At 47.5% G+C, this 22,929-nt stretch carries 23 protein-coding genes; 8 read left to right on the forward strand and 15 right to left on the reverse strand.

Translation table 11 applies throughout. The features are described from left to right. Positions 1–49: 49 nt before the first annotated feature. Positions 50–1,159, reverse strand: a complete 1,110-nt coding sequence (gene pheA, locus F905_RS07035; protein ID WP_005179005.1) for a prephenate dehydratase — start codon at positions 1,157–1,159, stop codon at positions 50–52. Between the two features lie 486 nt (positions 1,160–1,645). Between pheA and F905_RS07045 the strand changes: the two genes are divergently transcribed. Then, positions 1,646–2,167, forward strand: a complete 522-nt coding sequence (locus tag F905_RS07045; RefSeq protein WP_005179007.1) for a type 1 glutamine amidotransferase domain-containing protein — start codon at positions 1,646–1,648, stop codon at positions 2,165–2,167. A gap of 85 nt (positions 2,168–2,252) precedes the next feature. Here the strand turns inward: F905_RS07045 and F905_RS07050 are convergent, their stop codons facing one another. Continuing rightward, positions 2,253–3,395 (reverse strand): acyl-CoA dehydrogenase family protein, encoded by a 1,143-nt coding sequence (locus tag F905_RS07050; protein WP_005179008.1) that lies wholly within the window; start codon positions 3,393–3,395, stop codon positions 2,253–2,255. A gap of 151 nt (positions 3,396–3,546) precedes the next feature. After that, complete coding sequence (locus F905_RS07055) at positions 3,547–4,896, reverse strand: dicarboxylate/amino acid:cation symporter (protein ID WP_005179011.1); 1,350 nt, start codon at positions 4,894–4,896, stop codon at positions 3,547–3,549. Between the two features lie 428 nt (positions 4,897–5,324). On the opposite strand from F905_RS07055, the gene F905_RS07060 reads away from it, so the two are divergent. Beyond that, complete coding sequence (locus F905_RS07060) at positions 5,325–6,326, forward strand: glycosyl transferase family protein (protein WP_005179013.1); 1,002 nt, start codon at positions 5,325–5,327, stop codon at positions 6,324–6,326. A gap of 72 nt (positions 6,327–6,398) precedes the next feature. Here F905_RS07060 and F905_RS07065 read toward each other — a convergent pair whose 3' ends face one another. Both F905_RS07065 and F905_RS07070 read right to left on the reverse strand, forming a co-directional pair. Continuing rightward, positions 6,399–6,668 (reverse strand): YeaC family protein, encoded by a 270-nt coding sequence (locus F905_RS07065; RefSeq protein ID WP_005179016.1) that lies wholly within the window; start codon positions 6,666–6,668, stop codon positions 6,399–6,401. Then, a complete protein-coding gene (locus tag F905_RS07070; RefSeq protein ID WP_005179018.1) occupies positions 6,668–7,576 on the reverse strand; it encodes an NAD(+) kinase in 909 nt (302 codons plus the stop codon). Before F905_RS07070 ends, F905_RS07065 begins: the two co-directional genes overlap by 1 nt. Positions 7,577–7,765: 189 nt before the next feature. On the opposite strand from F905_RS07070, the gene mrcB reads away from it, so the two are divergent. Both mrcB and F905_RS07080 read left to right on the forward strand, forming a co-directional pair. Further along, positions 7,766–10,168, forward strand: a complete 2,403-nt coding sequence (mrcB, locus tag F905_RS07075) for a penicillin-binding protein 1B (RefSeq protein ID WP_005179022.1) — start codon at positions 7,766–7,768, stop codon at positions 10,166–10,168. 16 nt (positions 10,169–10,184) lie between these two features. Beyond that, positions 10,185–10,739: a hypothetical protein gene (locus F905_RS07080; protein ID WP_005179025.1), complete on the forward strand. Its 555-nt coding sequence runs from the start codon at positions 10,185–10,187 to the stop codon at positions 10,737–10,739. Here the strand turns inward: F905_RS07080 and F905_RS07085 are convergent. Beyond that, the gene (locus F905_RS07085) at positions 10,736–11,659 is read right to left on the reverse strand and encodes a thiamine phosphate synthase (protein WP_005179031.1); all 924 of its coding nucleotides are present in this window, start codon (positions 11,657–11,659) and stop codon (positions 10,736–10,738) included. The two genes, F905_RS07080 and F905_RS07085, sit on opposite strands and share 4 nt — an antisense overlap. 138 nt (positions 11,660–11,797) lie before the next feature. Here F905_RS07085 and hemP point away from each other — a divergent pair, with 138 nt between their 5' ends. After that, the gene (gene hemP, locus F905_RS07090) at positions 11,798–11,968 is read left to right on the forward strand and encodes a hemin uptake protein HemP (RefSeq protein WP_005179034.1); all 171 of its coding nucleotides are present in this window, start codon (positions 11,798–11,800) and stop codon (positions 11,966–11,968) included. A 117-nt stretch (positions 11,969–12,085) separates the two neighbouring features. Here the strand turns inward: hemP and F905_RS07095 are convergent, their stop codons facing one another. The 4 genes from F905_RS07095 to F905_RS07110 form a co-directional block, all read right to left on the reverse strand. Continuing rightward, entirely contained in the window at positions 12,086–13,426 is a 1,341-nt protein-coding gene (locus F905_RS07095; protein WP_005179038.1) for a sensor histidine kinase, read from the reverse strand. Then, the gene (locus F905_RS07100) at positions 13,427–14,092 is read right to left on the reverse strand and encodes a response regulator transcription factor (RefSeq protein WP_005179040.1); all 666 of its coding nucleotides are present in this window, start codon (positions 14,090–14,092) and stop codon (positions 13,427–13,429) included. It lies immediately after the preceding gene. Between the two features lie 118 nt (positions 14,093–14,210). After that, complete coding sequence (locus F905_RS07105; RefSeq protein WP_005179042.1) at positions 14,211–14,567, reverse strand: NirD/YgiW/YdeI family stress tolerance protein; 357 nt, start codon at positions 14,565–14,567, stop codon at positions 14,211–14,213. A gap of 111 nt (positions 14,568–14,678) precedes the next feature. Then, positions 14,679–16,436, reverse strand: a complete 1,758-nt coding sequence (locus F905_RS07110; RefSeq protein WP_005179045.1) for a type IV pilus assembly ATPase TfpB — start codon at positions 16,434–16,436, stop codon at positions 14,679–14,681. 191 nt (positions 16,437–16,627) lie between these two features. Here F905_RS07110 and F905_RS07115 point away from each other — a divergent pair, with 191 nt between their 5' ends. After that, positions 16,628–17,893 (forward strand): MgtC/SapB family protein, encoded by a 1,266-nt coding sequence (locus F905_RS07115; protein ID WP_171065085.1) that lies wholly within the window; start codon positions 16,628–16,630, stop codon positions 17,891–17,893. Here F905_RS07115 and tsaA read toward each other — a convergent pair. After that, a complete protein-coding gene (gene tsaA / locus F905_RS07120) occupies positions 17,880–18,599 on the reverse strand; it encodes a tRNA (N6-threonylcarbamoyladenosine(37)-N6)-methyltransferase TrmO (protein WP_005179050.1) in 720 nt (239 codons plus the stop codon). The genes F905_RS07115 and tsaA overlap by 14 nt on opposite strands. Positions 18,600–18,704: 105 nt before the next feature. Between tsaA and F905_RS07125 the strand changes: the two genes are divergently transcribed. Then, positions 18,705–19,484 (forward strand): ferredoxin--NADP reductase, encoded by a 780-nt coding sequence (locus F905_RS07125; RefSeq protein WP_005179053.1) that lies wholly within the window; start codon positions 18,705–18,707, stop codon positions 19,482–19,484. A 103-nt stretch (positions 19,485–19,587) separates the two neighbouring features. On the opposite strand, the gene F905_RS07130 is transcribed toward F905_RS07125, so the two are convergent. Continuing rightward, entirely contained in the window at positions 19,588–20,214 is a 627-nt protein-coding gene (locus F905_RS07130; protein ID WP_005179055.1) for a cation efflux transmembrane domain-containing protein, read from the reverse strand. A gap of 74 nt (positions 20,215–20,288) precedes the next feature. On the opposite strand from F905_RS07130, the gene F905_RS07135 reads away from it, so the two are divergent. Then, the gene (locus F905_RS07135) at positions 20,289–20,714 is read left to right on the forward strand and encodes a MerR family DNA-binding protein (protein WP_005179057.1); all 426 of its coding nucleotides are present in this window, start codon (positions 20,289–20,291) and stop codon (positions 20,712–20,714) included. Here F905_RS07135 and arsH read toward each other — a convergent pair. Genes arsH through F905_RS07150 form a run of 3 tightly spaced genes read right to left on the reverse strand, consistent with a single transcriptional unit; the run spans position 20,695 to position 22,925 of the window. After that, complete coding sequence (arsH, locus tag F905_RS07140) at positions 20,695–21,399, reverse strand: arsenical resistance protein ArsH (protein ID WP_034598177.1); 705 nt, start codon at positions 21,397–21,399, stop codon at positions 20,695–20,697. The genes F905_RS07135 and arsH overlap by 20 nt on opposite strands. Continuing rightward, positions 21,399–22,448, reverse strand: a complete 1,050-nt coding sequence (arsB, locus tag F905_RS07145; protein ID WP_005179062.1) for an ACR3 family arsenite efflux transporter — start codon at positions 22,446–22,448, stop codon at positions 21,399–21,401. Before arsB ends, arsH begins: the two co-directional genes overlap by 1 nt. A 3-nt stretch (positions 22,449–22,451) precedes the next feature. Next, positions 22,452–22,925: an arsenate reductase ArsC gene (locus tag F905_RS07150; protein ID WP_005179065.1), complete on the reverse strand. Its 474-nt coding sequence runs from the start codon at positions 22,923–22,925 to the stop codon at positions 22,452–22,454. Positions 22,926–22,929: the final 4 nt, after the last annotated feature.

A 22,929-nucleotide genomic window follows, 5' to 3' on the forward strand; every position in this document is an offset into this window, starting at 1 on the left:
TTACAGGTGAAAAGCAGCCGCATGCAGCGCACACGGCCACCAGAGAATTTTATAAAACTGCCGCCGGATAAGAGCCGAGTACACGGACTTCTTTCACCAATGGACGGATTTCTTCAATCGCAGCTTTAACATTGTCTTGCTCAATATGACCTTCCAGATCAATAAAGAACACATAGGCCCATTTTTCAGGTAAAGCCGGACGGGTTTCAATACTGGTTAGACTAATGTTGTGTTTGGCAAATGGCGCCAGAATTTCCAGCAAGGCACCAGCGCGGTCATGTGCAGACACCAACAATGAAGTTTTGTCATTGCCGCTTTGTGGCACTTTCTCACGGCCAATCACCAAGAAGCGCGTAGTGTTTTCCGGGTTGTCTTCGATATTGCTGTGCATGATTTCAAGATCATAAATGGTTGCCGCAATTTCAGAAGCAATGGCCGCAGAATGCCATTCATTACGAATACGGCGCGCCGCTTCACCATTGGAACTTAAAGCCACACGCTCCACCCCAGGATAATGCGCATCTAGCCATTTACGGCACTGTGCCAGCGTTTGCTGGTGAGCATAAATCTGTTTAATGCTGTCTTTACGGGTATTTGCAGAAATCAGGAACTGATGATGAATTGGCAATTCAACTTCGCCAATCACATTCAAATTCGAAGTTTTAAAGCAGTCTAAGGTATGGTTCACCACCCCTTCAGAGGAGTTTTCTACCGGCACCAGACCATAATGCGCACTACCCGCTTCCACTTCACGGAAGACTTCATCAATGGTTTGTAAAGGGCGCACCAGGGCATCATGACCGAAATGCTTGAGTACCGCAGAATGGGTATAAGTCCCAACAGGCCCCAGGAAGGCAATACTTTGCGGTGCTTCCAGTGCCAGACAGGCCGACATGATTTCACGGAATAAACGCGCCATGGTCTGATCCGACAATGGGCCTTCATTGCGATCCATAACATTACGTAAAACTTGTGCTTCACGTTCCGGACGGTAAAACAGCGGATTCTCTTCAGCGGCAAATTTGGCTTTGGCCACCGCTTCTGCCAATCGTGCGCGACGGTTAATCAGTTGTTGAATCTGCATGTCTACAGAGTCAATTTCCTCACGAATATTGTTCAGGTCAAGAGAAGTCGTTGTGTTTTGATCGTCGTTGATCATTGTTATGTCGCCCTTCATAAACGGTATGCAAACAGTATAACAATAGTTAGCTTTCAAATGTTGCGCAATACAACTTTGATTGATTCAGTCTTAAAAACAAACAGTTGGTTAAACTCTCTGCAACTTATGAGATTGTTTATCAATTGAGCAGCTATGGCTCATGAATAATTCTGAACAAGTCACGACGCTTTGCCTGTTTTTCCATCCAGAGTGTAGCGAATTTAAGCAGATGAAACAGGGCCTTTTTCCAATCAGCCGATAGCTTTTGCATCTGAATTCGATGAATAGTGATAGGATTTTGCAAGTTTATTGCGTAAACTGAACAGGCGTCATAATTACTTACATAGAAAATAACGCCCATAAATATTGAATAAAATTCCAGAAATTTTAACTTGAAAAAGAAATAAGAAAACTGGTTACAAAGCAGCAATGAAATTTTGCTTTTTCCCCTTTACTCTTTTATTTAAAGCAATTCGGAGAATAATAATGTCAAAAAGAATCGCGGTGCTGATTACCCATGATTATGAAGATGCAGACTATCCAGAATTGATCCACGCCTTCCGTGCAGCGCGGCATAGCGTGGTAAATGTTGAAAACAAGGCCGGCAATATTGTCTATGGTTATCAACGGCGCAGCTCGGTGACCATCGACCAAAGTATAGATGATGTGACCATTCATGATTTTGATGCGCTGCTGATTCCCGGCGGCCAATCTCCGGCACAACTGCGTGATGATCTGCGTTTTGTCGATTTTGTCCGAAATTTTGCCAATGCCCAGAAACCGATTATGAGCACCTGTCATGGTCCGCAACTGCTGATCCATGCCAGTGTGGTCAAAGGCCGGCGCATGACCAGCATTGCCCCGGTGATGCTGGAACTGATGGATGCCGGCGCCGTGTATTTTGATGAGGCGGTAGTGAATGACAATAACCTGTATATTTCCTCACGCTCACCAGCAGACTTGCCGATCTTTATTCGGGAAAGTCTGCATGTGCTCAGCCTGCATTAAAATCAGTCTCAGAAACACACCCACCAAAAAACACCCGCCCAGTCGATGCTGGGCGGGTGTTTTCATTTGGTCTGATGTACAGGACTTAACGGCCCAATAAACCGCGCGCCACAATCTCTTTCATAATTTCATTGGTGCCGCCATAAATCCGCTGGATACGGGCATCGACAAAGAAACGAGAAATTGGATATTCAGTCATATAACCATAACCACCAAACAGCTGCAGCAGCTGATCGGCCACTTTCATCTGCATATCGGTCGAGAAGCTTTTCAGTGCTGCTGCGGTTTCGACATCCAGTTTGCCCTGCATATACAGCTCGACATTCTGGTTATAAAACGCAGCCGTGGCCAGCTCATCAATTTTGGTCTGCGCCAAAACAAAACGGCTGTTCTGGAACTGGCCAATTTTCTGACCAAAGGCCTGACGTTCCTGGACGTATTGCGTGGTGATGTCAATCGAACCGCGGATAGCGCCCAAGGCGGTGGCGGCAATCGCAGTCCGTTCACGTGGCAATTCCTGCATTAAATAGGCAAAGCCCTGTCCCGGCTGGCCCAGTAACTGTTCTTTAGGTACCTTTACATTATCAAAGAACAATTCCGAGGTGTCCTGAGCGTGCAGGCCAATCTTGTCGAGGTTGGTGCCTTTCTTAAAACCATCCAGATGGGTATCGACTAATAATAAAGACACGCCTTTGGCGCGTGCCTGCGGATCGGTCTTTACTGCCAGCACCACCAGATCGGCATGTTGGCCATTAGAAATAAAGGTTTTAGAACCATTTAAAATATAATGATCATCCTGCAAAATGGCATGACTGCGCATGGCTTGCAAGTCAGAACCAGCACCCGGCTCGGTCATACCAATCGCACCGACCACTTCACCGCTAACCATTTTGGGCAGCCAGTACTGTTTCTGTTCTTCTGAACCAATATTTAAAATATACGGCGCAGCAATTTCTGAATGACAGGAAATACCGGTAGACAGTGCGCTATAACCAGCACGTGCCGATTCTTCCACCAGCATCAGCGAATAATGGGTCGGTACGCCATAGCCGCCATACTGTTCCGGTACATCTACACATAAAAAGCCGTTTTCACCCAGCTGGTTCCAGACCGAGCGCGGCATAATTCCTTCCCGTTCCCACTGTTCATAATGCGGGGCAATCTGTTCACTCATAAAGCGGCGGAAGTTGTCACGGAATAATTCTAAATCTGCATCATAAGCCAGCATAGTCCATCCTTGTAGGGTATACATTCTTGTTTTACATTCAGCCCCATGCTATGCATTTTAAAGCGTACTGTCATGGCTTTTCCCGGCTTTTTTATTGACTGCCAAGTAATAAAAAAGGAAGCCGAAGCTTCCTTTAGTCACCGCCCTGCTGTTAAGCCGAAGCAGATTGCTGGTTTTGTTCTGCCATCTTGCGGTCAATTTCTTCCGGATTATTTAATGCATATTGCAGCTTTTCCTGATCCAGCTGACCGACCCACTTCGCTACAACAATGGTTGCCAATGAGTTACCCACCAGGTTAGTTAAAGCACGTGCTTCAGACATAAAGCGGTCAATACCCAGAATTAGCGCCAGACCGGCCACCGGAATCTGACCCACAGCCGCCAGTGTTGCCGCCATCACAATAAAGCCTGAACCGGTCACCCCTGCTGCGCCTTTAGAAGAAATCAACAGCACCAGCAATAAAGTAATCTGATGATGCAGTTCTAAAGGTGTATTGGTGGCCTGAGCAATAAAGATTGCGGCCATGGTTAAATAAATCGAGGTACCATCCAGGTTAAAGGAATAACCCGTTGGAATGACCAGACCCACCACCGATTTTTCACAGCCGGCAATTTCCAGTTTCTTCAACATACGCGGTAGTACTGATTCTGAAGATGAGGTCCCCAATACAATCAGTAATTCTTCGCGAATCATGCGGATCATTTTTACGATACTGAAACCGGTCATGCGCGCAATACTGCCGAGTATGATAAAAATAAACAGCACACAGGTCAGGTAGAAGCAGATAATTAACTGCGCCAGTTGCGCCAGACTGCCAATCCCGTATTTACCAATAGTAAAGGCCATCGCACCGAAAGCACCAATTGGCGCAACTTTCATGATCATGTTAACAATGTTAAAGAACACATGCGAAATCTGATCAATCAGTTTCAAGACCGGCTTACCTGCTGGCCCTAAACGGTGTAAGGCAAAACCAAACAGGATGGCAAACATCAGCACCTGCAGGATTTCACCCTGGGCAAAGGCACCGACCACGGTATTTGGAATGATATTTAATAGGAATTCGACTGTAGATTGCGCTTCACCAGTTTCTACATATTTTGAAATACCGGTGGTATCCAAAGAAGCTGGATCAACGTTCATGCCAACGCCTGGTTTCCAGACGTTAATCACCACCAGACCAATAATCAGGGCGATGGTAGAGACAATTTCAAAATACAGTAATGCCACGCCACCGGTTTTACCGACCGATTTCATGCTTTCCATACCAGCAATACCACTCACCACGGTACAGAAAATCACCGGCGCAATAATCATTTTGATTAAACGGATGAAGCCATCACCTAAGGGTTTCAGCTGCTCACCCAGACCTGGAACATACTGTTCCACGCCATTAATAATTTGTGTGCCACTAGGAGAATAATGACCGACGAGAATACCTGCAATAATTGCAATAATCACCTGAAAGTACAGGGATTTATAAATAGGTTGTTTGGCCATAACAGATCTACTTTTGTTCTTGTCCCGAGGACAAATACCCTTGATTTTTTACCCACGACCTGTTCTGCCTGTTTTTAAAACAACAGGCATACACTGCCTTGAGCGATAGCTCAAAACATTCAACGCTTTATTTTCATCGGCAAAAGTCGGGCTTACTTTGAGCCGCCAGAATAAACAGGCTCAAACGCAAAAGCGGCTTTTTAGAACAGGAGATGAGTAAAAATAAAAAACAATATAAAACGCTGCGAATTTTACCTAAAATTCAAATGTAGTGCTGCTAAAAACAGCGAGAACTGGCGAACTTTAAAGCAGAAGCAGCTTAGACATTAGTCTAAATCCGAGCAAAGCATACGGTTTTTAAAAAGCCGCAAACATGTGTATATTGTGGGAAGCGACCGGCGCCATTTATTTGAGATTCAGGCAGTTACATGAGCACGAAAAGAAACATTTATAAAGACGTTGAACATCCTTTTGCCCAGTACGTGCGTATTGTGGGAAAAGGCAAAAATGGTGCACGTTCCCTCACCTATGAAGAAGCCTATCAGGCCTTTTCCATGATCCTGAAACAGGAAGTACTCGATGTTCAGCTCGGTGCTTTTTTGATGCTGCTGCGGGTCAAGGAAGAATCGGTCGATGAACTGGCCGGCTTTGTTCAGGCCACCCGTGACCAGTTGCAGTTTAAAGCTTTAGATGTAGATCTGGACTGGTCCTCCTATGCCGGGAAACGCAAACATTATCCGTGGTTTTTACTGGCCGCGCTGACTCTGGCCAAACAGGGTTTTAATATTGTCATGCACGGCGCTGCTGGGCATACCATTAACCGGGTCTATACCGAACAGGTGCTGGAATACTTAGGCTATCCAATCTGCCAGTCAGATACGGAAGTCGAACAGCAATTACAGCAGCGTCATTTTGCCTATCTGCCTTTAGACGTGATTTCTCCGGTGCTGGCCGATTTGATTGCGCTACGGAATGTAATGGGCCTGCGTTCACCTATTCATACTCTTGCCCGGCTGATTAACCCCTTTAATGCCAAAGCCACGGTACAGGCCATTTTCCATCCGGCCTATCGCAGTTCCCATCAACAGTCGGCGTTTAAACTGGGCTATCTGAACAGTGCGGTGATTAAAGGTGAAGGCGGCGAGTTTGAACGGAATCCGGATGCCAAAACCTTAATTTGTGGCATTCGTAACGGCGAGCTGTATGAACATGAATTGCCAAAGCTGACCGACAACCGCAGCCCGATTGAAGAAGAACTGGACCTGGCGGTATTTAAAGCCGTCTGGGAAGGCCAGCAATCGCATGACTATGGTGAAGTGGCGGTGGTGGAAACCATGGGCATCGCGCTGTATACCATGGGCGTCTGCGACAGTTTTGCAGCAGCCATGGACAAAGCACAGCAATTCTGGGCTGCGCGTTTAAATGCTTAAGCCACAAAAGACTGCCAATAAAAAAGGTAAGCCGCGGCTTACCTTTTTTGCATGAATCCGTTTCCTTAAAGTTTAAATAAACTTGATCGGCTGGAAATCTTCATTTTTGTGATGATCATCATCACATTGTTCACCTTCTTCCTTGGTGCCACGGTCGATATAACCGCTACGTTCAGTTTCCGGTAAATGCTGGATTTCCCAGGCATACACGGCCTGCATACAAATTTCGCGCTGCTCTTTGGTCAACGCCACACCATTCGGCCATTTACCAATCTCTACCGCGGTTTTTAGACGACCAACAATTTCAGGATTGAGTACGGCCAGCATCTGTTCAATATTCATCATAAATCCTGCTGTTGCAAAGAATCAAAATCTTGGTTCCAGCCGAGCTTGGTACGACATGCCATATAGAAGTCATAACCCGGTGGATGAAGTAGGTTTAACTTATAGGGATGCTTGCGGATATGCAAACTGTCCCCGACACTGAGTGAAACACTGTGCTGACCATCGGCACTGACCATTGGCAAGACACGGTTTTCACGAATCTGGATTTTAATTTCGCTTTGTCCACCCACCACAATCGGGCGTGAAGACAAGGTATGCGGATGCATCGGTACCAGCACAATCGCATCCATACTCGGATGCACAATCGGGCCACCACCAGACAAGGCATAGGCGGTAGAACCAGTAGGCGTGGATACAATTAAACCGTCACTGTGCTGACGATAAACATACTGACCATCAATATTCAGGTCAAAATCAATCATGTGTACCGATTTACCGGAATGCAGCACCACATCATTTAAAGCCACTGCTTCATAAATGACTTCACCTTTGGAGCGCACTTCCATTTCCAGCAGGAAACGGCGGTCCAGCTGAAACTCGCCTTTTAATACCTGATCCAGCTTGAAGATGACTTCCGTGGGTTTAATATCGGTCAGGAAGCCTAAACGACCACGGTTTACCCCGATGACCGGCGTATTGTATTTGACCAGCGCGCGCGCTGCATGCAGCAACGAGCCATCACCGCCGACCACAATCACCAGATCAACCACTTCGCCCAGCAAGGCGCGGCTGACGGTTTGGGTGTTCGGATAAGGGACCAGTTCTGCTGTTTCTGCATCAAATACCGGATGCAGGCCTAAATTCAGCAGATGATCATGAATTAAACTGAGCGTTTCTACGACCGAAGTTTTGCCAGGACGTCCAATCAATCCGATATTACGAAAGTTCTTGTGTGAAATTTGCACCTACGACATCGCTCCGCTACGATCCGTTGACTATAATAGCACTAACCCGAATGTTTTAAAAAAACTTTAGAAATCTGAATCCAACCGTTTTTTCTCCTCGATTGGCCGCTTCATTCACAGATTAAATATTGCAAATTATGTAAAAGCTTCGCATGATTAGCCTAATTTCTTAGGGTTTTATTGCGATTTATGAAGTCTGAACGTGGCATAGGTATTATTGCACTTCTATTTTGTATACTGGTGATTGGGGCATTTCTGGCATTAAGTATCTACCTGATTCGATTAGATAATATTGTTAGAGATAAATTTGAAGGACAGCGCTGGGACATTCCAGCCAAGGTCTTTGCTCGTCCGCTGGAAATCTATACCAATGCACCGCTCAATAAAGCCGATTTCGTGCAGGAATTAAAACTTTTAGGCTATAAAAGCGCAGAAAGCTATAACAAAACCGGCAGCTATGTCGATGCGGGTGATACCTTGTTTGTACATACCCGCGGCTTCGATTTTGGTGAAAGTGTTGAACCGGAACAGGTGCTCAAAGTCAGCTTTGCCAATAACCAGATTGCTGAAGTCAGTGCAACCAAACCATCGACTACCGGTATTGCCCGTTTAGAGCCCATGCTGATTGGCGGGATTTATCCGCAGCACAATGAAGACCGGGTGCTGATTAAACTGAACCGGGTGCCAAAACCGTTAATTGAAGCCTTAATTGCCACCGAAGACCGTAATTTCTATCTGCATCATGGCGTGTCGATTCGCGGGACTGCGCGTGCCATTGTCAGCAATATTACCGGCGGGAAACGTCAGGGCGGTTCGACCCTGACCCAGCAACTGGTGAAAAACTTTTATCTGACCCCGGAACGTACATTAAAGCGTAAAGCCAATGAAGCGCTGATGGCGATGCTAATTGAGCTGCATTATGACAAAGATGAAATTCTGGAAGCCTATTTAAATGAAGTGAACCTGGGTCAAAACGGCAACTATTCTATTAATGGTTACGGTCTGGCCTCACAGTTCTATTTTGGTCTGCCGCTGCGTGAACTGAATATTGCCCAGCAGGCTTTTCTGGTTGGTCTGGTGCAGGGACCGTCTTTATATAATCCATGGCGTAATCCGGAAGCGGCAGAAAAACGCCGTAATATTGTACTGAACAATATGCTGGTGATGGGCTATCTGACGCAGGAACAGTATGAAACCGAAACCGCGCGTCCGTTAAATGTGATTGCCAAACCGACCATGGGCCCTGCCCGCTTCCCGGATTTTCTGGACATTGTGCGTCGTCAGTTACGTGCTGAATATCAGGAAGGTGATCTGACCAATCAGGGACTACGGATTTTTACCACTTTAGACCCAATTGCACAGACCAAGGTACAAAGTGCATTTAAAGAATCAGTAAACCGTCTGGCCAATGCCAATCCGCGCCGTTTAAAAGATTTGCAAGGTGCGGTGCTGGTGTCCCATCCTGAAAATGGTGAACTGGTGGCTGCAGTCGGCTCTACCCAAGACTTTACCGGCTTTAACCGTGCGCTGGATGCCAAACGTCAGGTCGGCTCGCTATTGAAGCCAGTCATCTATTTAAGCGCGCTGGAATCGGGTCGCTATAACTGGGCCAGTCCGGTACAGGATACCGAAATCAGTATTCCATCTGCCGGCAAGTCCTGGACACCGCGTAATTACAGCGGCAGCGAACATGGCGTAGTCCCGATGGCGCAAGCGCTGGCCAATTCCTATAACCTGTCGGCGGTACGTTTAGGTCAGGAATTTGGTCTATCAACCTTCCGTAACCATCTGATTAAATTTGGCGTCAGCAGCGGAAATATTCCACAGTATCCGTCCATTTATCTGGGTGCAGTCGATTTATCGCCTATGCAGGTGATGAATATTTATGGCAACTTTGCCACCGGTGGGTTCCAGTATCCAACCAAAGCCATTCGCGCGGTGGTCGATTCTAATGGTCGTCTGCTCGAGCGTTATGGCCTGTCAGTACAGCAGACCATTGAACCGTCTGCGGCCTATATGCTGAATTATGGCCTGCAACAGGTAATGAGTGCAGGAACCGGACGTGCAGCCTATAACAGCCTGTCCAGCGATTTAAAACTGGCCGGTAAATCGGGCACCACCAATGATACCCGCGACTCCTGGTTTGCCGGTTATTCGGGTAACTATTTAAGCGTGGTCTGGTTAGGGCTGGATGATAACAAAGTCACCGGTTTGACAGGTTCATCGGGTGCCCTGCCGGTGTGGAGCAATGTGATGCGTCAGCTGCGCCAGAAGCCGGTGAATCTACGCCAGCCGGACAGCGTACAGTGGCACTGGATTGACCGTGACTCTGGTCACTTGTCGGCTCAAGGCTGTGCTGGTGCGATGTATATTCCGATTTATCGCAATCATGTGCCGCGTCAGGCCACCGCCTGTGGTTTACCGCATTATCAGGTTGAGCCGGTTTACAATCCGGATACCGAATATTACCAAGCTGTACCTGAAAGCAGTGACAGTATCGAGAATTATATCCAGGAAAGTGAAGCCGAGATGGAAAGACAACTTTCCGAAAATGATGCACGCATCATTTCAAGCGGCAGTTATACGCAATAAGTGGACCCTTAATTAAATGACCTTGAAATATCTGATCTTGGGGATGGGACTGGCTGGACTGGTGGGCTGTCAAAGCCTGCCGGAATCCAAGCCGGCACCGCAACCGGACCAAGAAAAAATGACTGAACGAAAAACCATTCGCACACCCACCGGCGTGGTGATTCATCCTTATGAACAGGAAGAAATTCAGCGCAAGAAATTACAGGTCGTGGTTCCTGAACAAAAAGTACAGCAGCGTTTTGAAGATGGCCGCTCTTTACCAGCGTTTAAGAAACTGATGCAGCAGACCCAGACGGCTTATCGTCAGGGACAATGGGCGCGTGCCGAAGCTGCCGCCTTACAGGCACAGCGTCTGGCACCGCAATCGGCTGAAACCTATATGTATTTAGGGCTGGTGGCGAACCAGAAAAAACAGCCGAAAAATGCAGAAGCCCTGGCCCGCCGTGGTCTGAGCTATGCACAAACACCGGCGATGAAACGCCAATTATGGCTGATTATTCAAAAAGCCGGCCAGCTACAAAACAATAGCCGTACCGTGCAACAGGCACAGCAAGCGCTGAAACAACTTTAGGCTGAAGCGCTATCCAACGCATCCATAAAGCGGATCCCGGCAATACCATAGGCATGGTGTTGCTGGGCCTGCGCCAAGTCCTGCCGATGCATCCCGCCTAAGGCAAACACCGGAATATCGACCTGTTTGGCCCAGTTCTGAAATTGTGCCCAGCCTAATGCCGGAGTATCCGGATGGCTGGCTGTTGGCAGCACTGGACTTAAAATTGCAGCATCACAGCCAATATTCTGCGCATGTTGTAACGATTCCAGATCATGACAGGCAGCAATATAACGCTGACCGGCCTGCAGGCTGCCCTTGTGCAATTGCAGACATTGTTGCTGCTTTAAATGGATGGCAGCGACCGAGACCTGCTGCACGCTATTCAGCTGCTTCCACAGTTCCAGATTAACAATTAATGATTTTAAACAGCCAATATTCTGCTCGGCCAGCTCAATACTGCGTTCCGGTGCCGGCGCAACTCGCCAATACAGTAGTTGCTGGGTATCCGGGGTATCCAGACAGTTTAAGTCTTCACTAATTTTGATACATTCAGGCCAGTAGAGGCGTTGCAGCATACGCTGGTTGGCTTGCGGGAAATTCAAACGAGCCAAATCCTGCCGTTTATACCAGGTCCACGGTTGCTGGATGTCTGAGAGCAACGCCGCCGGCACAAAGGCATGGAACACATGCAAATTGACAATCACATCTTCATATTCATGCCGGATAAAATCAAACTCATGCCACTGGATCAGGTCAATGCCTACTTCTTCGCGCACTTCACGGCGACAGGCCTGCACTGGCGTTTCATGCTGCTCTACCTTGCCGCCGGGAAATTCGTGCTTATTGCCCTGATGCTGTTTGGCTTCGCGCCAGCCGACCAGGACCTGGGTCTGATGCAATAAAATCCCAATCGCGATATGTAGATGTGGCTTTGACATGAAACGTCCTGTTTTTGAAATATGAGCAAGTGTAAGCAAATTTATACTTTTTATAAATTCCCCAAATCAAGCGTTGACAGATATATTTGATAATGATTATCATTTATATCGTTCAACATACACCACGGAGTCGAAGGAATGAACGCACCATTTAGCCTGTTTAGCCGTAATGCAGATCAACAGTATGCCTTACCAATGTTACATTCTAATAACCTGTTTGCTCTCGGTCGTGAAATTCGCATCATGCATGCCGGAGAAGAATACCGCCTACGCCTTACCCGTAATAATCGCCTTATTCTCACCAAATAAGAACAATATCTGAATAATAATAATCGTGGGAAGCAGCAGTATGAATCAGCGCATACTGCTTTTTAACTGCCCATGCGTATCTCAAGATTGAACTCAATGTTGTTATTTTCGATTTTGTTATTTTTGATTCACACCGGGCAAACTCAGTTCCACCCGTAAACCGCCTAAAGCTGAACGGCTAAACTGCAATTGGCCCTGATGCAGGCTGATAATCTTTTTACAGATCGAAATACCAAGACCACTGCCTTGGGTTTGTGTGCCCAGCGCCCGATAAAAACGCTCACCCAGACGTTGTAACACCTCATCACTGATCTGTTGACCATTATTTTCAATACACAGCTGCACCTGTTCAGCATCACCATTGATACTGACCACCACCTCACCCTGCTGTGTGGCATAGCGGATGGCATTGTCGATCAGGTTACGGATACAGGTATATAGCAATTCCGGATTGGCCTGAATGATCGCCGGCTGTAACTGCAAGCGCGGTTTAATCTGCTTTTCCAGACTAAACGGTGCCAAGGCCTCGAGCACATCCAGCACCAGCTTTTGTAAATCAACCTCGGTTATAGGCAAGTCTTGCAGATGTGCCGGGTCTAAACGCGCCAGTAACAGCAGATTCTCCAGTACCTGAGTGCCGCGGTTGACATCGCGCTGAATCTGGGCCAGATCTTCCGCTAATTGCGGTTGATCCTGATATTTGCGTTTTAACACCTGCAAACGCATTTGAATGGCGGAAAGCGGCGAACGCAATTCATGTGAGGCGTCAGAAGTAAAACGCTGCTCGGCTTCTAAAGAATGTTCCAGCCGGCTAAGCAAACGGTTTAACTGCTGCACCATCGGCTGTAATTCCAGCAATTCTGGCTGGGTGCTTTGTACCGGACTCAGATCCTGCACATGCTTTTGCGCAATTTGCGCAGATAAGGCCTGTAAAGAGCGGAACTGTTTATGAATGGCAAAATGCACAATGCCCCATTGAATCAGCCACAGTAAAATTAAAATCGCGGCATAGCCCAGACCGGTGGCCCAGATTTCCTGAAAACGGACATTCATTTTCTGGGTCATCAATACGCTTAAGTCATCATCACTGGCCACATAAACGCGCCATAAACGCTGATTCGCCCAGACAAAGGAAAATCCCTCTTCCTGCTGTGTGATTGTAGCTGGTGCTAAGGGAAAATCTTCCGTTTCGGTTAAGGTCTGCTGACCCAGTCGCAGCTGATAATGCATCTTGAACTGTTCAGTGAGTTCATCAACCTGCTCGCCAGCGCCACTGCTAATATCCTGCAATAACAGCATATCGGCCGCTTCATCCATGATTTCATCTTGCAGCTGCATGGTCTGATAAATTGACACGGCAAACAGCAGCACCAGTGCCAGCAGGCCGGCAATCATCGAACTCAGTACCGAGGTTTTGACCAGGGTTTTCTGTAAAGAAACCGCACCCGTTTGCTTCATTTACGCCTGTTCCTGCTGCATGCGATAGCCCAAACCGCGAATGGTTTTAATTAAATGGCTGCCAATTTTTTTACGCAGCTGATAAATAAACACTTCAATGGCATTGCTTTCAATTTCATCACCCCAGGCATACAGCGATTCTTCCAGCTGCTCCCGGGTTACCACATGCTCGGGCTTTTGCATTAATTTATACAGAATCTGAAATTCCTTAGCGGTTAAATTCACCGCGTGGCCATCCTGGGTTAAGGTTTTGGCTTGAGTATCTAACAGCAAATTGGCAAAACGGATCTGATGATCGGGCTGAGTCTGCCGGGTGCGTAACTGGCTGCGCACCCGTGCTGACAGTTCTTCCAGACTAAAAGGCTTGACCAGATAATCATTGGCGCCTAAATCCAGTCCATCGACCCGGTCCTGAATGCTGTCTTTGGCGGTAATAAAAATCACCGGGGTATCCAACTGTTTACGGCGCAAAGCGGTCAGAATTTCATCGCCGGTATTGCCCGGCAGGCCACGATCCAGCAGCACACAATCATAGTGATGCTGCTCAATGGCCAAAATGGCATGATTGCCACGCTCGACCCAATCGACGTTATAACCGTCCATTTCCAGCCAGGTTTTAATACTTTCTGCCTGAGAGGCGTCATCTTCTGCCAGTAAAATACGCATTGGTTCTACTCTAGCCTTTTTTACATCATGCCTGATTTTTCACAAGATTCAAAAAAACCACATGCATGGAGCATGTGGTTTTGCGTGGAGCTGCAATCAATCTGATTAAAAGGTCGGCTTAGAAACGAACCTGCTCGACATCAATTTCAACACGTTTAGATGGTTTATAATCGATGTCCACTTCACCGGTAATCACCACTGGAGTTTTGGCAGAAATCGCTTTACCATTCCACAGGTCATCATCAATATCTACTGTGATGGTGCCAGTGCTGTCACGGAACTGGTATTTTTCATCACCAATGGCTTTTACGATATAACCTTTCAGCTGGACATTGCTGTCATCTTTCATGGTTAACGCCTGTTTCACCGTGGTTGCTTGCGCCAATGCAGACTGGTTCACTGCGGTATCTGCAACAGCAAATGTAGTTGCGCCCACTAGACCTGCAGTTAAAAGTGCTTTTGAAAATAGGTTCATCTGTCTTTCCTCATTCAGTGTTGTTCGTTTCGATGTAGTCATTAAAACAAAGCAAGATGAGCTGAATCTTAAGATTTCCTCATATTCAAAAATTTTTCACTTTTTGGGGTTTTAGTTTAACGGCACCACCCGCAGTACTTCTTCTAAGGTGGTAATACCGGCCATGACTTTACGCGCCCCGGCAATCCGCAGCGGCTCGATGCCTTCTTTCTTGGCCTGCTGGCGTAACTGGGTCAGATCAGCATTGGCACCAATCAGCTGTTTGGTGTCCAGACTCAGCGGCATAAACTCATAAATCCCGATCCGGCCTTTATAGCCGGTCTGACGGCAGGCTTCACAGCCCACCGGCTTATAAACTTTTTCCGGCATCTCCATGACATAGTCAAACGTCAGATGTTCCCATTCATTGGTATTAATCATGCCTTCCTGTTTGCAATGCGGACACAGCTTGCGCACCAGACGCTGCGCCAATACCCCCAGAATGGTGGCTGCAGTTAAAAAAGGCTGCACACCTAAATCATGCAAACGGGTCAGACTGGACGGCGCATCATTGGTATGCAAGGTCGATAACACCAGGTGACCGGTTAATGCCGCTTGAATGGCCATATTGGCCGTATCCTGATCACGAATCTCCCCGACCATAATAATATCCGGGTCCTGACGCATCAGCGCGCGCACGCCATCGGCAAAGCCCAGCTCAATGCCCTGATTGACCTGCATCTGGTTAAAGCTCGGTTCAATCATTTCAATCGGGTCTTCAATGGTACAGACATTGACTTCATCGGTGGCCAGCTGTTTCAGTGATGAATACAGCGTGGTGGTTTTACCCGAACCGGTCGGCCCGGTGACCAGAATAATGCCATGACTATGACCGGTCAGACTTTGCCAGCCCTGTAACAGACGTTCTTCAAAACCGAGCTGCTGGAAGCTGCGTACCAGCACTTCCGGGTCAAAAATACGCATCACCAGTTTTTCACCAAAAGCCGTCGGTAAAGTCGAAAGACGCAATTCGGTTTCCTGACCTTTGGGAGTACGGGTTTTTAAACGGCCATCTTGGGGTTTGCGTTTTTCTGCCACATTCATGCGGCCGAGAATTTTAATCCGTGAAATGACCGCAGTTAAGGTATTGGCCGGCATGTTATAAATGGTATGTAGTACGCCATCAATCCGGAAACGGATTTTACCCTTGTCTTTACGTGGCTCCAAATGAATATCACTGGCGCCCTGTTCAAAAGCAAACTGCAGCACCCAGTCCACCAGTTTAACAATATGCTGGTCATTGGCATCGGGGTTTTGGGTATCGCCCAGCTGTAATAAGGCTTCGACACCTTTATTTTCACGGTCATGTGCTGCGGCTTTTTGTGAACCACTGACCGCACGACTGACTTGATAATATTCTACCAGATAACGCTGTAACTGCTCTGGACTCAGCAGCACGCGCTGGATTTTACGCGGCAATAAACTGTGTTCTAAATTGGCGACCCAATCGGTCATAAACGGCTGATCGGTGGCAATGAACACCGCATCGGGCTGAATCTCTACCGCCAGAATTTTATTGCGCAGGGCAAATTCCTGGGACATCACCGCGGTTAAAGCGGCCACATCGGCCTTTAACGGATCAATCACATAAAAAGGCAGCTCGGTCTTTTCTGCCAGCCACTGACATAAACGGTTCAGTGTCAATGTGGTTTGGGGATGTTGCTGATCGGTCAGGTTAAAATGCGCAATCCATTGCAACGGATGCCATTTCAGCTGCTCACGCTGGCGATGCGTGGTCTGTACCAGCATTTTATCGCGTTCGCTGATCCGGCCATCTTTTAATAATTGCTCTAAACACCAGGTGGTATCAATTTCAAAATTAAAATTCATTGTTTTTGTTCCCCCAACATCAGCACACTATAGCAGAGTTTATTTTTCCCGCCTGCCTTTGCCACTGGAAAATCTGATGCAGATACGCATCAAGCGCAGCTCCTGCAAATTAAACATACAGTTCCGCATAGCAATCTTCACAGAATCAATTATATGATGGAGACGTCGCCCCACTGCCGCGGGATATAAAGATGGAATTTTTAACTGCCCCTTCAATCTTGAGTACCTCTTTTCAGGAGCTGATGACTATGCTTGCAGCCGCACTTGGCTGTGGCCTGTTAATTGGTCTGGAACGTGAACGCAGCAAGCACAATGAAGCCAACCATCATTTTGCCGGGGTGCGCACCTTTGCCGTGTGTGCCTTGCTCGGTGCGATCTGCTTTTTGCTAGGGCCAGTTTTTGGTATTGTCGGGGCCGTGATTATTGGCGGAGTTGGGCTGTTTTCGCTTAAAAATCAGGTTGAAGACCCGGGTGCGACCACCGAACTGGCCTTTATTATGACCTATTTTATTGGCGCGCTCTGTTTGTGGAATATTCCGTTGGCGGCTGGTCTGGCGGTTATTTTAACCGGTCTGCTCATGACCAAACACCTGATGCACGGCATTGTCAGCACATGGATTACCGAAGCAGAGCTGCGTGATGGTCTGTTCCTGCTGGCACTGGTTCTGATTGCCCTGCCTTTGACGCCAGATACCCCCTTATGGGGCAATGTGCTCAATCCTTATGTGATTTTAAAACTGCTGATTCTGATTTTATCGGTACAGGCTTTGGCGCATATCGCCAAGCGCCTGCTGTCCACCAATAATGCACTGATGCTATCCTCAATTGCGTCCGGCTTTGTGTCCAGTACCGCCACCATTGCCAGTTTAGGCATGGAAGTGCGTTCCGGCCGCGGCGATGCCCAGATTAATGCGGGCGCGGCGCTCATGTCCTGCGTGGCGACACTGTTGCAGATTCTGATTATTATTGTGGGGATTAATCTGTCTTGGTTTAAGGTATTTGTGGTACCGAGTGCAGTGGCGATTATGATTCTGGTGGCGGTGGGTTACTGGCTGCTCAGAAAAAATACCGGCTCACAGCAAAAAGCCAAAGAAGCCGATAGCCGCATGTTTAGCCTCAAAGAGGCCGCGATTATTGTGGTCACGCTCACCCTGATTCAAGCCATGGTCTACGGACTGGATCAGGCACTGGGCAGCACCGGTTTAATTGCCGGAACCTTCCTGGCATCCTTATTTGAAATTCACGCTGCCGCTGCCGCGGTAATTACCCAAGGCTCGCCCAGCAATTTAACCCTGTTTTATGCGCTGATTTTGGGTCTGGGTGCACATGCACTGGCCAAATGCGTGAATGCCTTTTTAATTGGCGGACCACGCTTTGCCTTGTATTTTGCACCGGCCCAAATTCTGCATATGGCGGTGCTGATTGCGATGGCTTATTTTATGTTTAAGCCGGCTTAAGCGCTAACATCTGAATCAGCACCTGATCTGGCTGTACTAGAAATCCGACATCAATATTGGCAAAGTGCATTTTATAGAGCCGGGTTTCATCCTCCTGATAAGCCGGACGCGGGTCTAAAGACAACACCTGTTCCAGCTCACTCAGCATCTGCGCGCTAATTTTATGCTGCTGCAACAATTGCTGTTTTTGTACAGCGGCCTGCTCTGTCCACACCACCTGTTTACGTTCAGGCTCATCCTGCGCATAGCCACTTTGCGCCTCCATGACCGCATCAGAATACTGGATATAAGGCTTGATATCTAAAATCGGTGTACCATCGAGTAAATCACTCCCGGTCACATAAACCCGTACTGCCTTGCCGACTTTTTTCACCTGTTTTAATTGCACCACTGACAAGCCCACCGGTGACGGCCGGTACATACTGCGTGTCGCAAATACTCCAATTTTCTGGTTACCACCCAAACGCGGCGGCCGCACCTGAGCACGGAATTTTGTCTGCTGCTGGTTTTTATTGTCATGAAATTGCCACAGCAACCACAAATGACTAAATGCTTCAATGCCCTCAAAGGCCAGCAAATCGTTATAAGGTTCCAGCATGTCAATATAGGATTCGACCTGAACCAGATTCGGCTGCCGCGGGATGCCAAACTTTTCTTTATAAGGAGATTTCATAATCCCGATAATTGGCAAGGTCAGATCAGTCATAATCACTTTTTTTGATAAGCTCAATTAAATATATTCAGTTTATCGAGTATGAATTTAGATTAGAATAGCAACCTGTTCTAATTTGATAATTTATTGAGACCTTTAATGGCTGCTTTTAACGTCGAAAAGATTACTCACGTCCACCACTGGAATGACACTTTATTCTCTTTTAAAACGACTCGTGACACTGCACTGCGTTTTAAAAACGGTCAATTTGTAATGATCGGTCTTGAAGTGAATGGTAAGCCTTTGATGCGTGCATATTCGATTGCAAGTGCCAACTATGAAGAAGAGCTGGAATTCTTCTCGATTAAAGTGCCAGATGGTCCATTAACCTCGATTTTGCAAAAAGTTAAAGTGGGCGATGAACTGCTGGTTTCTCGCAAACCAACCGGAACTCTGGTACTCGATGACTTAAATCCGGGTAAAAACTTATACCTGCTGTCTTCAGGTACCGGTCTTGCACCGTTCCTGTCGGTGATTCGTGATCCGGAAACCTATGAACGTTTTGAAAAAATCATTGTTGTTCATGGTACACGTTATATTTCTGAACTGGCGTATCAGGACCTGATTCTGAACGAAATTCCAAACCACGAATTCTTCTCGGAACTGGGCGCGAAAGAAAAACTGGTTTATTATCCAACGGTAACACGTGAAGATTTCCATACTCAAGGTCGTGTCACCACTGCAATTGAATCTGGTCAATTGTTCGAGAAAATCGGTTTACCACGTTTTAACCCGGAAACTGACCGCGCGATGCTGTGTGGTAGCCCAGCCTTCCTGGATGATGTTGCTGCGCTGCTTGATCAACACGGCTTAAAAGAATCACCACGTATGGGCGTTTTAGGCGATTACGTGATTGAACGTGCATTCGTGGAAAAATAAGCTTTTCCAGAACTAAAAAAACCGGTCAGATTGACCGGTTTTTTATTTGTCTCAATGAGTCGAGTTCTATATCACCCATTGATTTGATGTTATATCAACGTCCTTATGCACACTGATCTACAGCTCGGCTTTCCCGTCTCTCCGCCCAGGCTTTTTTAATCACCTGATAACCCGCAGTTAAACCCAGCCCTGCCATAATCACCGCGACAATAATATCCGGCAATAAACTACCCGTTCCAAACACCCCTACTGCCGCCAGAATCACCGCAACATTGCCAATTGCATCATTACGGCTACACAGCCAGACCGATTTCATGTTGGAATCTCCATCACGAAAGCGATACAGAATCACGGCTGCCACTACGTTGGCCACTAAGGCCAGTCCACCAATTACCCCCATGGTAATCGCTTCCGGGGGAATGCCCTGCATATAGTTATAGACCGTTTTGGCCAACACCAGACAGCCAAACGTGGCCATGGTAATGCCTTTTAATAAAGCCACAGTGGCACGCCAGTACAGACTCATCCCTAGCACGGCCAGTGAAATGGCATAGTTGGCGGCATCGCCAAAGAAATCCAGCGCATCGGCCCAGAGTGCTGCCGAATGGGCATACATCCCGCCAAACAGTTCCACCACAAACATCAGCAAATTAATAATCAGGGCAATCCAGAGTGCAGTACGAAAACGGCCATCGGGTTTGACCGGTGCAGGCTGACATTGACAGGCCATAAAGCCTCCTGTTGCATTTTTCTATGACTGTATTATGCTCATTAGAAACTATGGTCTAACTCCAAGGTCAAGTCATGGCACATTATCTGATTCGGGATTTGGTCAAAAAAACCGGTCTGAGTGCAGACACGGTGCGTTTTTATGAAAAGAAAGCGCTCATCCAACCCACCTTAAGGGCCGAAAATAATTATCGTTATTATGATGATGACACCTTAAAACGGCTAATTTTTATTAAACGTTGCCGCGCACTGGATTTATCCTTAAAAGAAATTGAAACCCTAATTGCACTGGAACAGCAGCCTGATCAGGACTGTCAGGCGGTAAATGAACTGCTTGATCATCATTTAGTACAAATCGAAAGCAAAATTGCTGAGTTACAGCATTTTCAGCTGCAACTGCAGCAATTACGGCAGTCTTGCAATGCCCGAACCACCATCGACCATTGCCAAATTTTAAAACAGCTAGAGGCGGATGAAACGCCTAAATCGACTTCTGATTAACCCGTTTCGACAGTTCCGCAGCCGATTCCTTACGCTCGGAATAACGGTTGGTCAGATAGCTGGCCTGCCCGCGGGTCAATAAAGTGAACTTGTACAGCTCTTCCATGACATCGACAATCCGGTCATATAAGGAAGAGGCTTGCATACGTCCGGCTTCATCAAACTCCAAAAAGGCTTTCGGAATCGAGGACTGGTTCGGGATGGTGATCATCCGCATCCAGCGCCCTAAAATACGCATCTGATTCACCGCATTAAAGGATTGCGAACCACCACTGACCTGCATCAGCGCCAGAGTTTTACCTTGGGTCGCACGAATGGCACCGGCAGCCAGAGGAATCCAGTCAATCTGTGCTTTCAAAATAGAACTCATGGCACCATGACGTTCCGGGCTGCACCAGACCATGCCTTCTGCCCAGGCCAGCAATTCATGCAATTCCTGAACTTTAGGATGTGAAGCATCGCCATCTTCCGGCAATGGTAAACCTTTGGGATGGAAAATTTTAACTTCGGCACCGAAGTGCTCCAGAATCCGGCCGGCTTCCATCACCGCCAAACGGCTATAGGAACGTTCGCGGTTTGAACCATACAGCAATAAAATTCGCGGCGGATGCGGCAATGCTCTGGCCTGAACCTGCTCAAAACTCGGCTGTTCAATTAAGTCTACATCAAGATTGGGAAGTGACATCATCCACCTGTTCCATCATAAAATTTACGTTTCAGCCACAGCGAGACACTCACCAGGGCAATTAACACAGGCACTTCCACCAGCGGGCCAATAATGGTGGTAAATGCCACCGGTGATGCCAGACCAAAGGTTGCAATCGCTACCGCCAAAGCCAGTTCAAAATTATTGCCGGCCGCGGTAAAAGAAATGGCCGTGGTACGTGGATAGTCATTGCCCATCCACTTGCTCATAAAGAAGCTGACAAAGAACATCAATACAAAATAGATGGTCAATGGAATGGCAATGCGCAGTACATCCATAGGTAACCCAACCACATCGGCCCCTTTCAGGCTAAACATGGCGACAATGGTAAACAGCAGCGCCAGCAGGCTAAGTGGACTGATTTTGGGAATAAAACGCTGCTGATACCAGTCCAGTCCTTTGTTTTTCACCAGAATCAGCCGGGTCAGAAAGCCCAGCAAAAACGGAATGCCCAGATAGACCAGCACCGCATGGGTAATGGTCCAGAAACTGACATCAATCACCTGACCGGCCACACCAAAATAAGGCGGTAACACACTTAAGAACAACCAGGCATAGGTACTGAAAAACAGAATCTGGAAAATACTGTTAAAGGCCACCAAGGCAGCGACATACTGGTTATCACCACAGGCCAGATCATTCCAGACCAGTACCATGGCAATACAGCGTGCCAGTCCAATCAGAATCAGGCCAGTCATATATTCCGGATAATGCTGCAGGAAAATCAGTGCCAGTGCGAACATCAAACACGGTGCAATCAGCCAGTTTTGTACCAGCGACAACAGCAGCGTGCGTTTATCCTGAAAAATCTGCGGTAAAGCGGCATAGTCCACTTTGGCCAGCGGTGGATACATCATCAGAATCAGGCCAATGGCAATTGGTAAATTGACATTGCCCATACTCATCTGGTCCAGACTGCTCGACACCTGCGGGAAATACACCCCAATGCCAATTCCGAGTGCCATGGCAATAAAAATCCACAGCGTCAGGTTGCGGTCTAAAAAGGAAAGTTTGCGGGTGCTGGCCATGACTTACTCGATATGGGAAATGTTGTTGATGGCTGCAATCAGTTCGGGACGGGTCATCTGCTCAGGCTGTAACGCAAACAGTGCATCCAGACGCTTGTTGATATGCGCGACTGTTTCTAAAAAGGCCTGCAACTTGGCCGCTTCCGGCAAATCCAGATGCGATGGATCGGCAAGTCCCCAATGCGCTTTAAGCGCGCCGCCCAAATACAAAGGACAGGCTTCTTGGGCAGCCGCATCACATACGGTAATCACCACATCGGGCTGATACTGCTCACAGTCATCAATACTTTTACTGGAGAGCCCTTCAGTCGACAGGCCCAGATTTTCCAGCGTCTTTAACGTCAGAGGATGGACACGACCGGTCGGTTTGCTGCCGGCGCTATAGGCTGTCCAGCCTTCTGGAGCACGACTGTTAAATAACACTTCAGATAAAATGCTGCGGCAGCTGTTTCCGGTACATAAGAAGAGGAATTTCATGGTT

Source organism: Acinetobacter sp. CIP 53.82 (genome assembly GCF_000369465.1).
Lineage (GTDB): Bacteria > Pseudomonadota > Gammaproteobacteria > Pseudomonadales > Moraxellaceae > Acinetobacter > Acinetobacter indicus.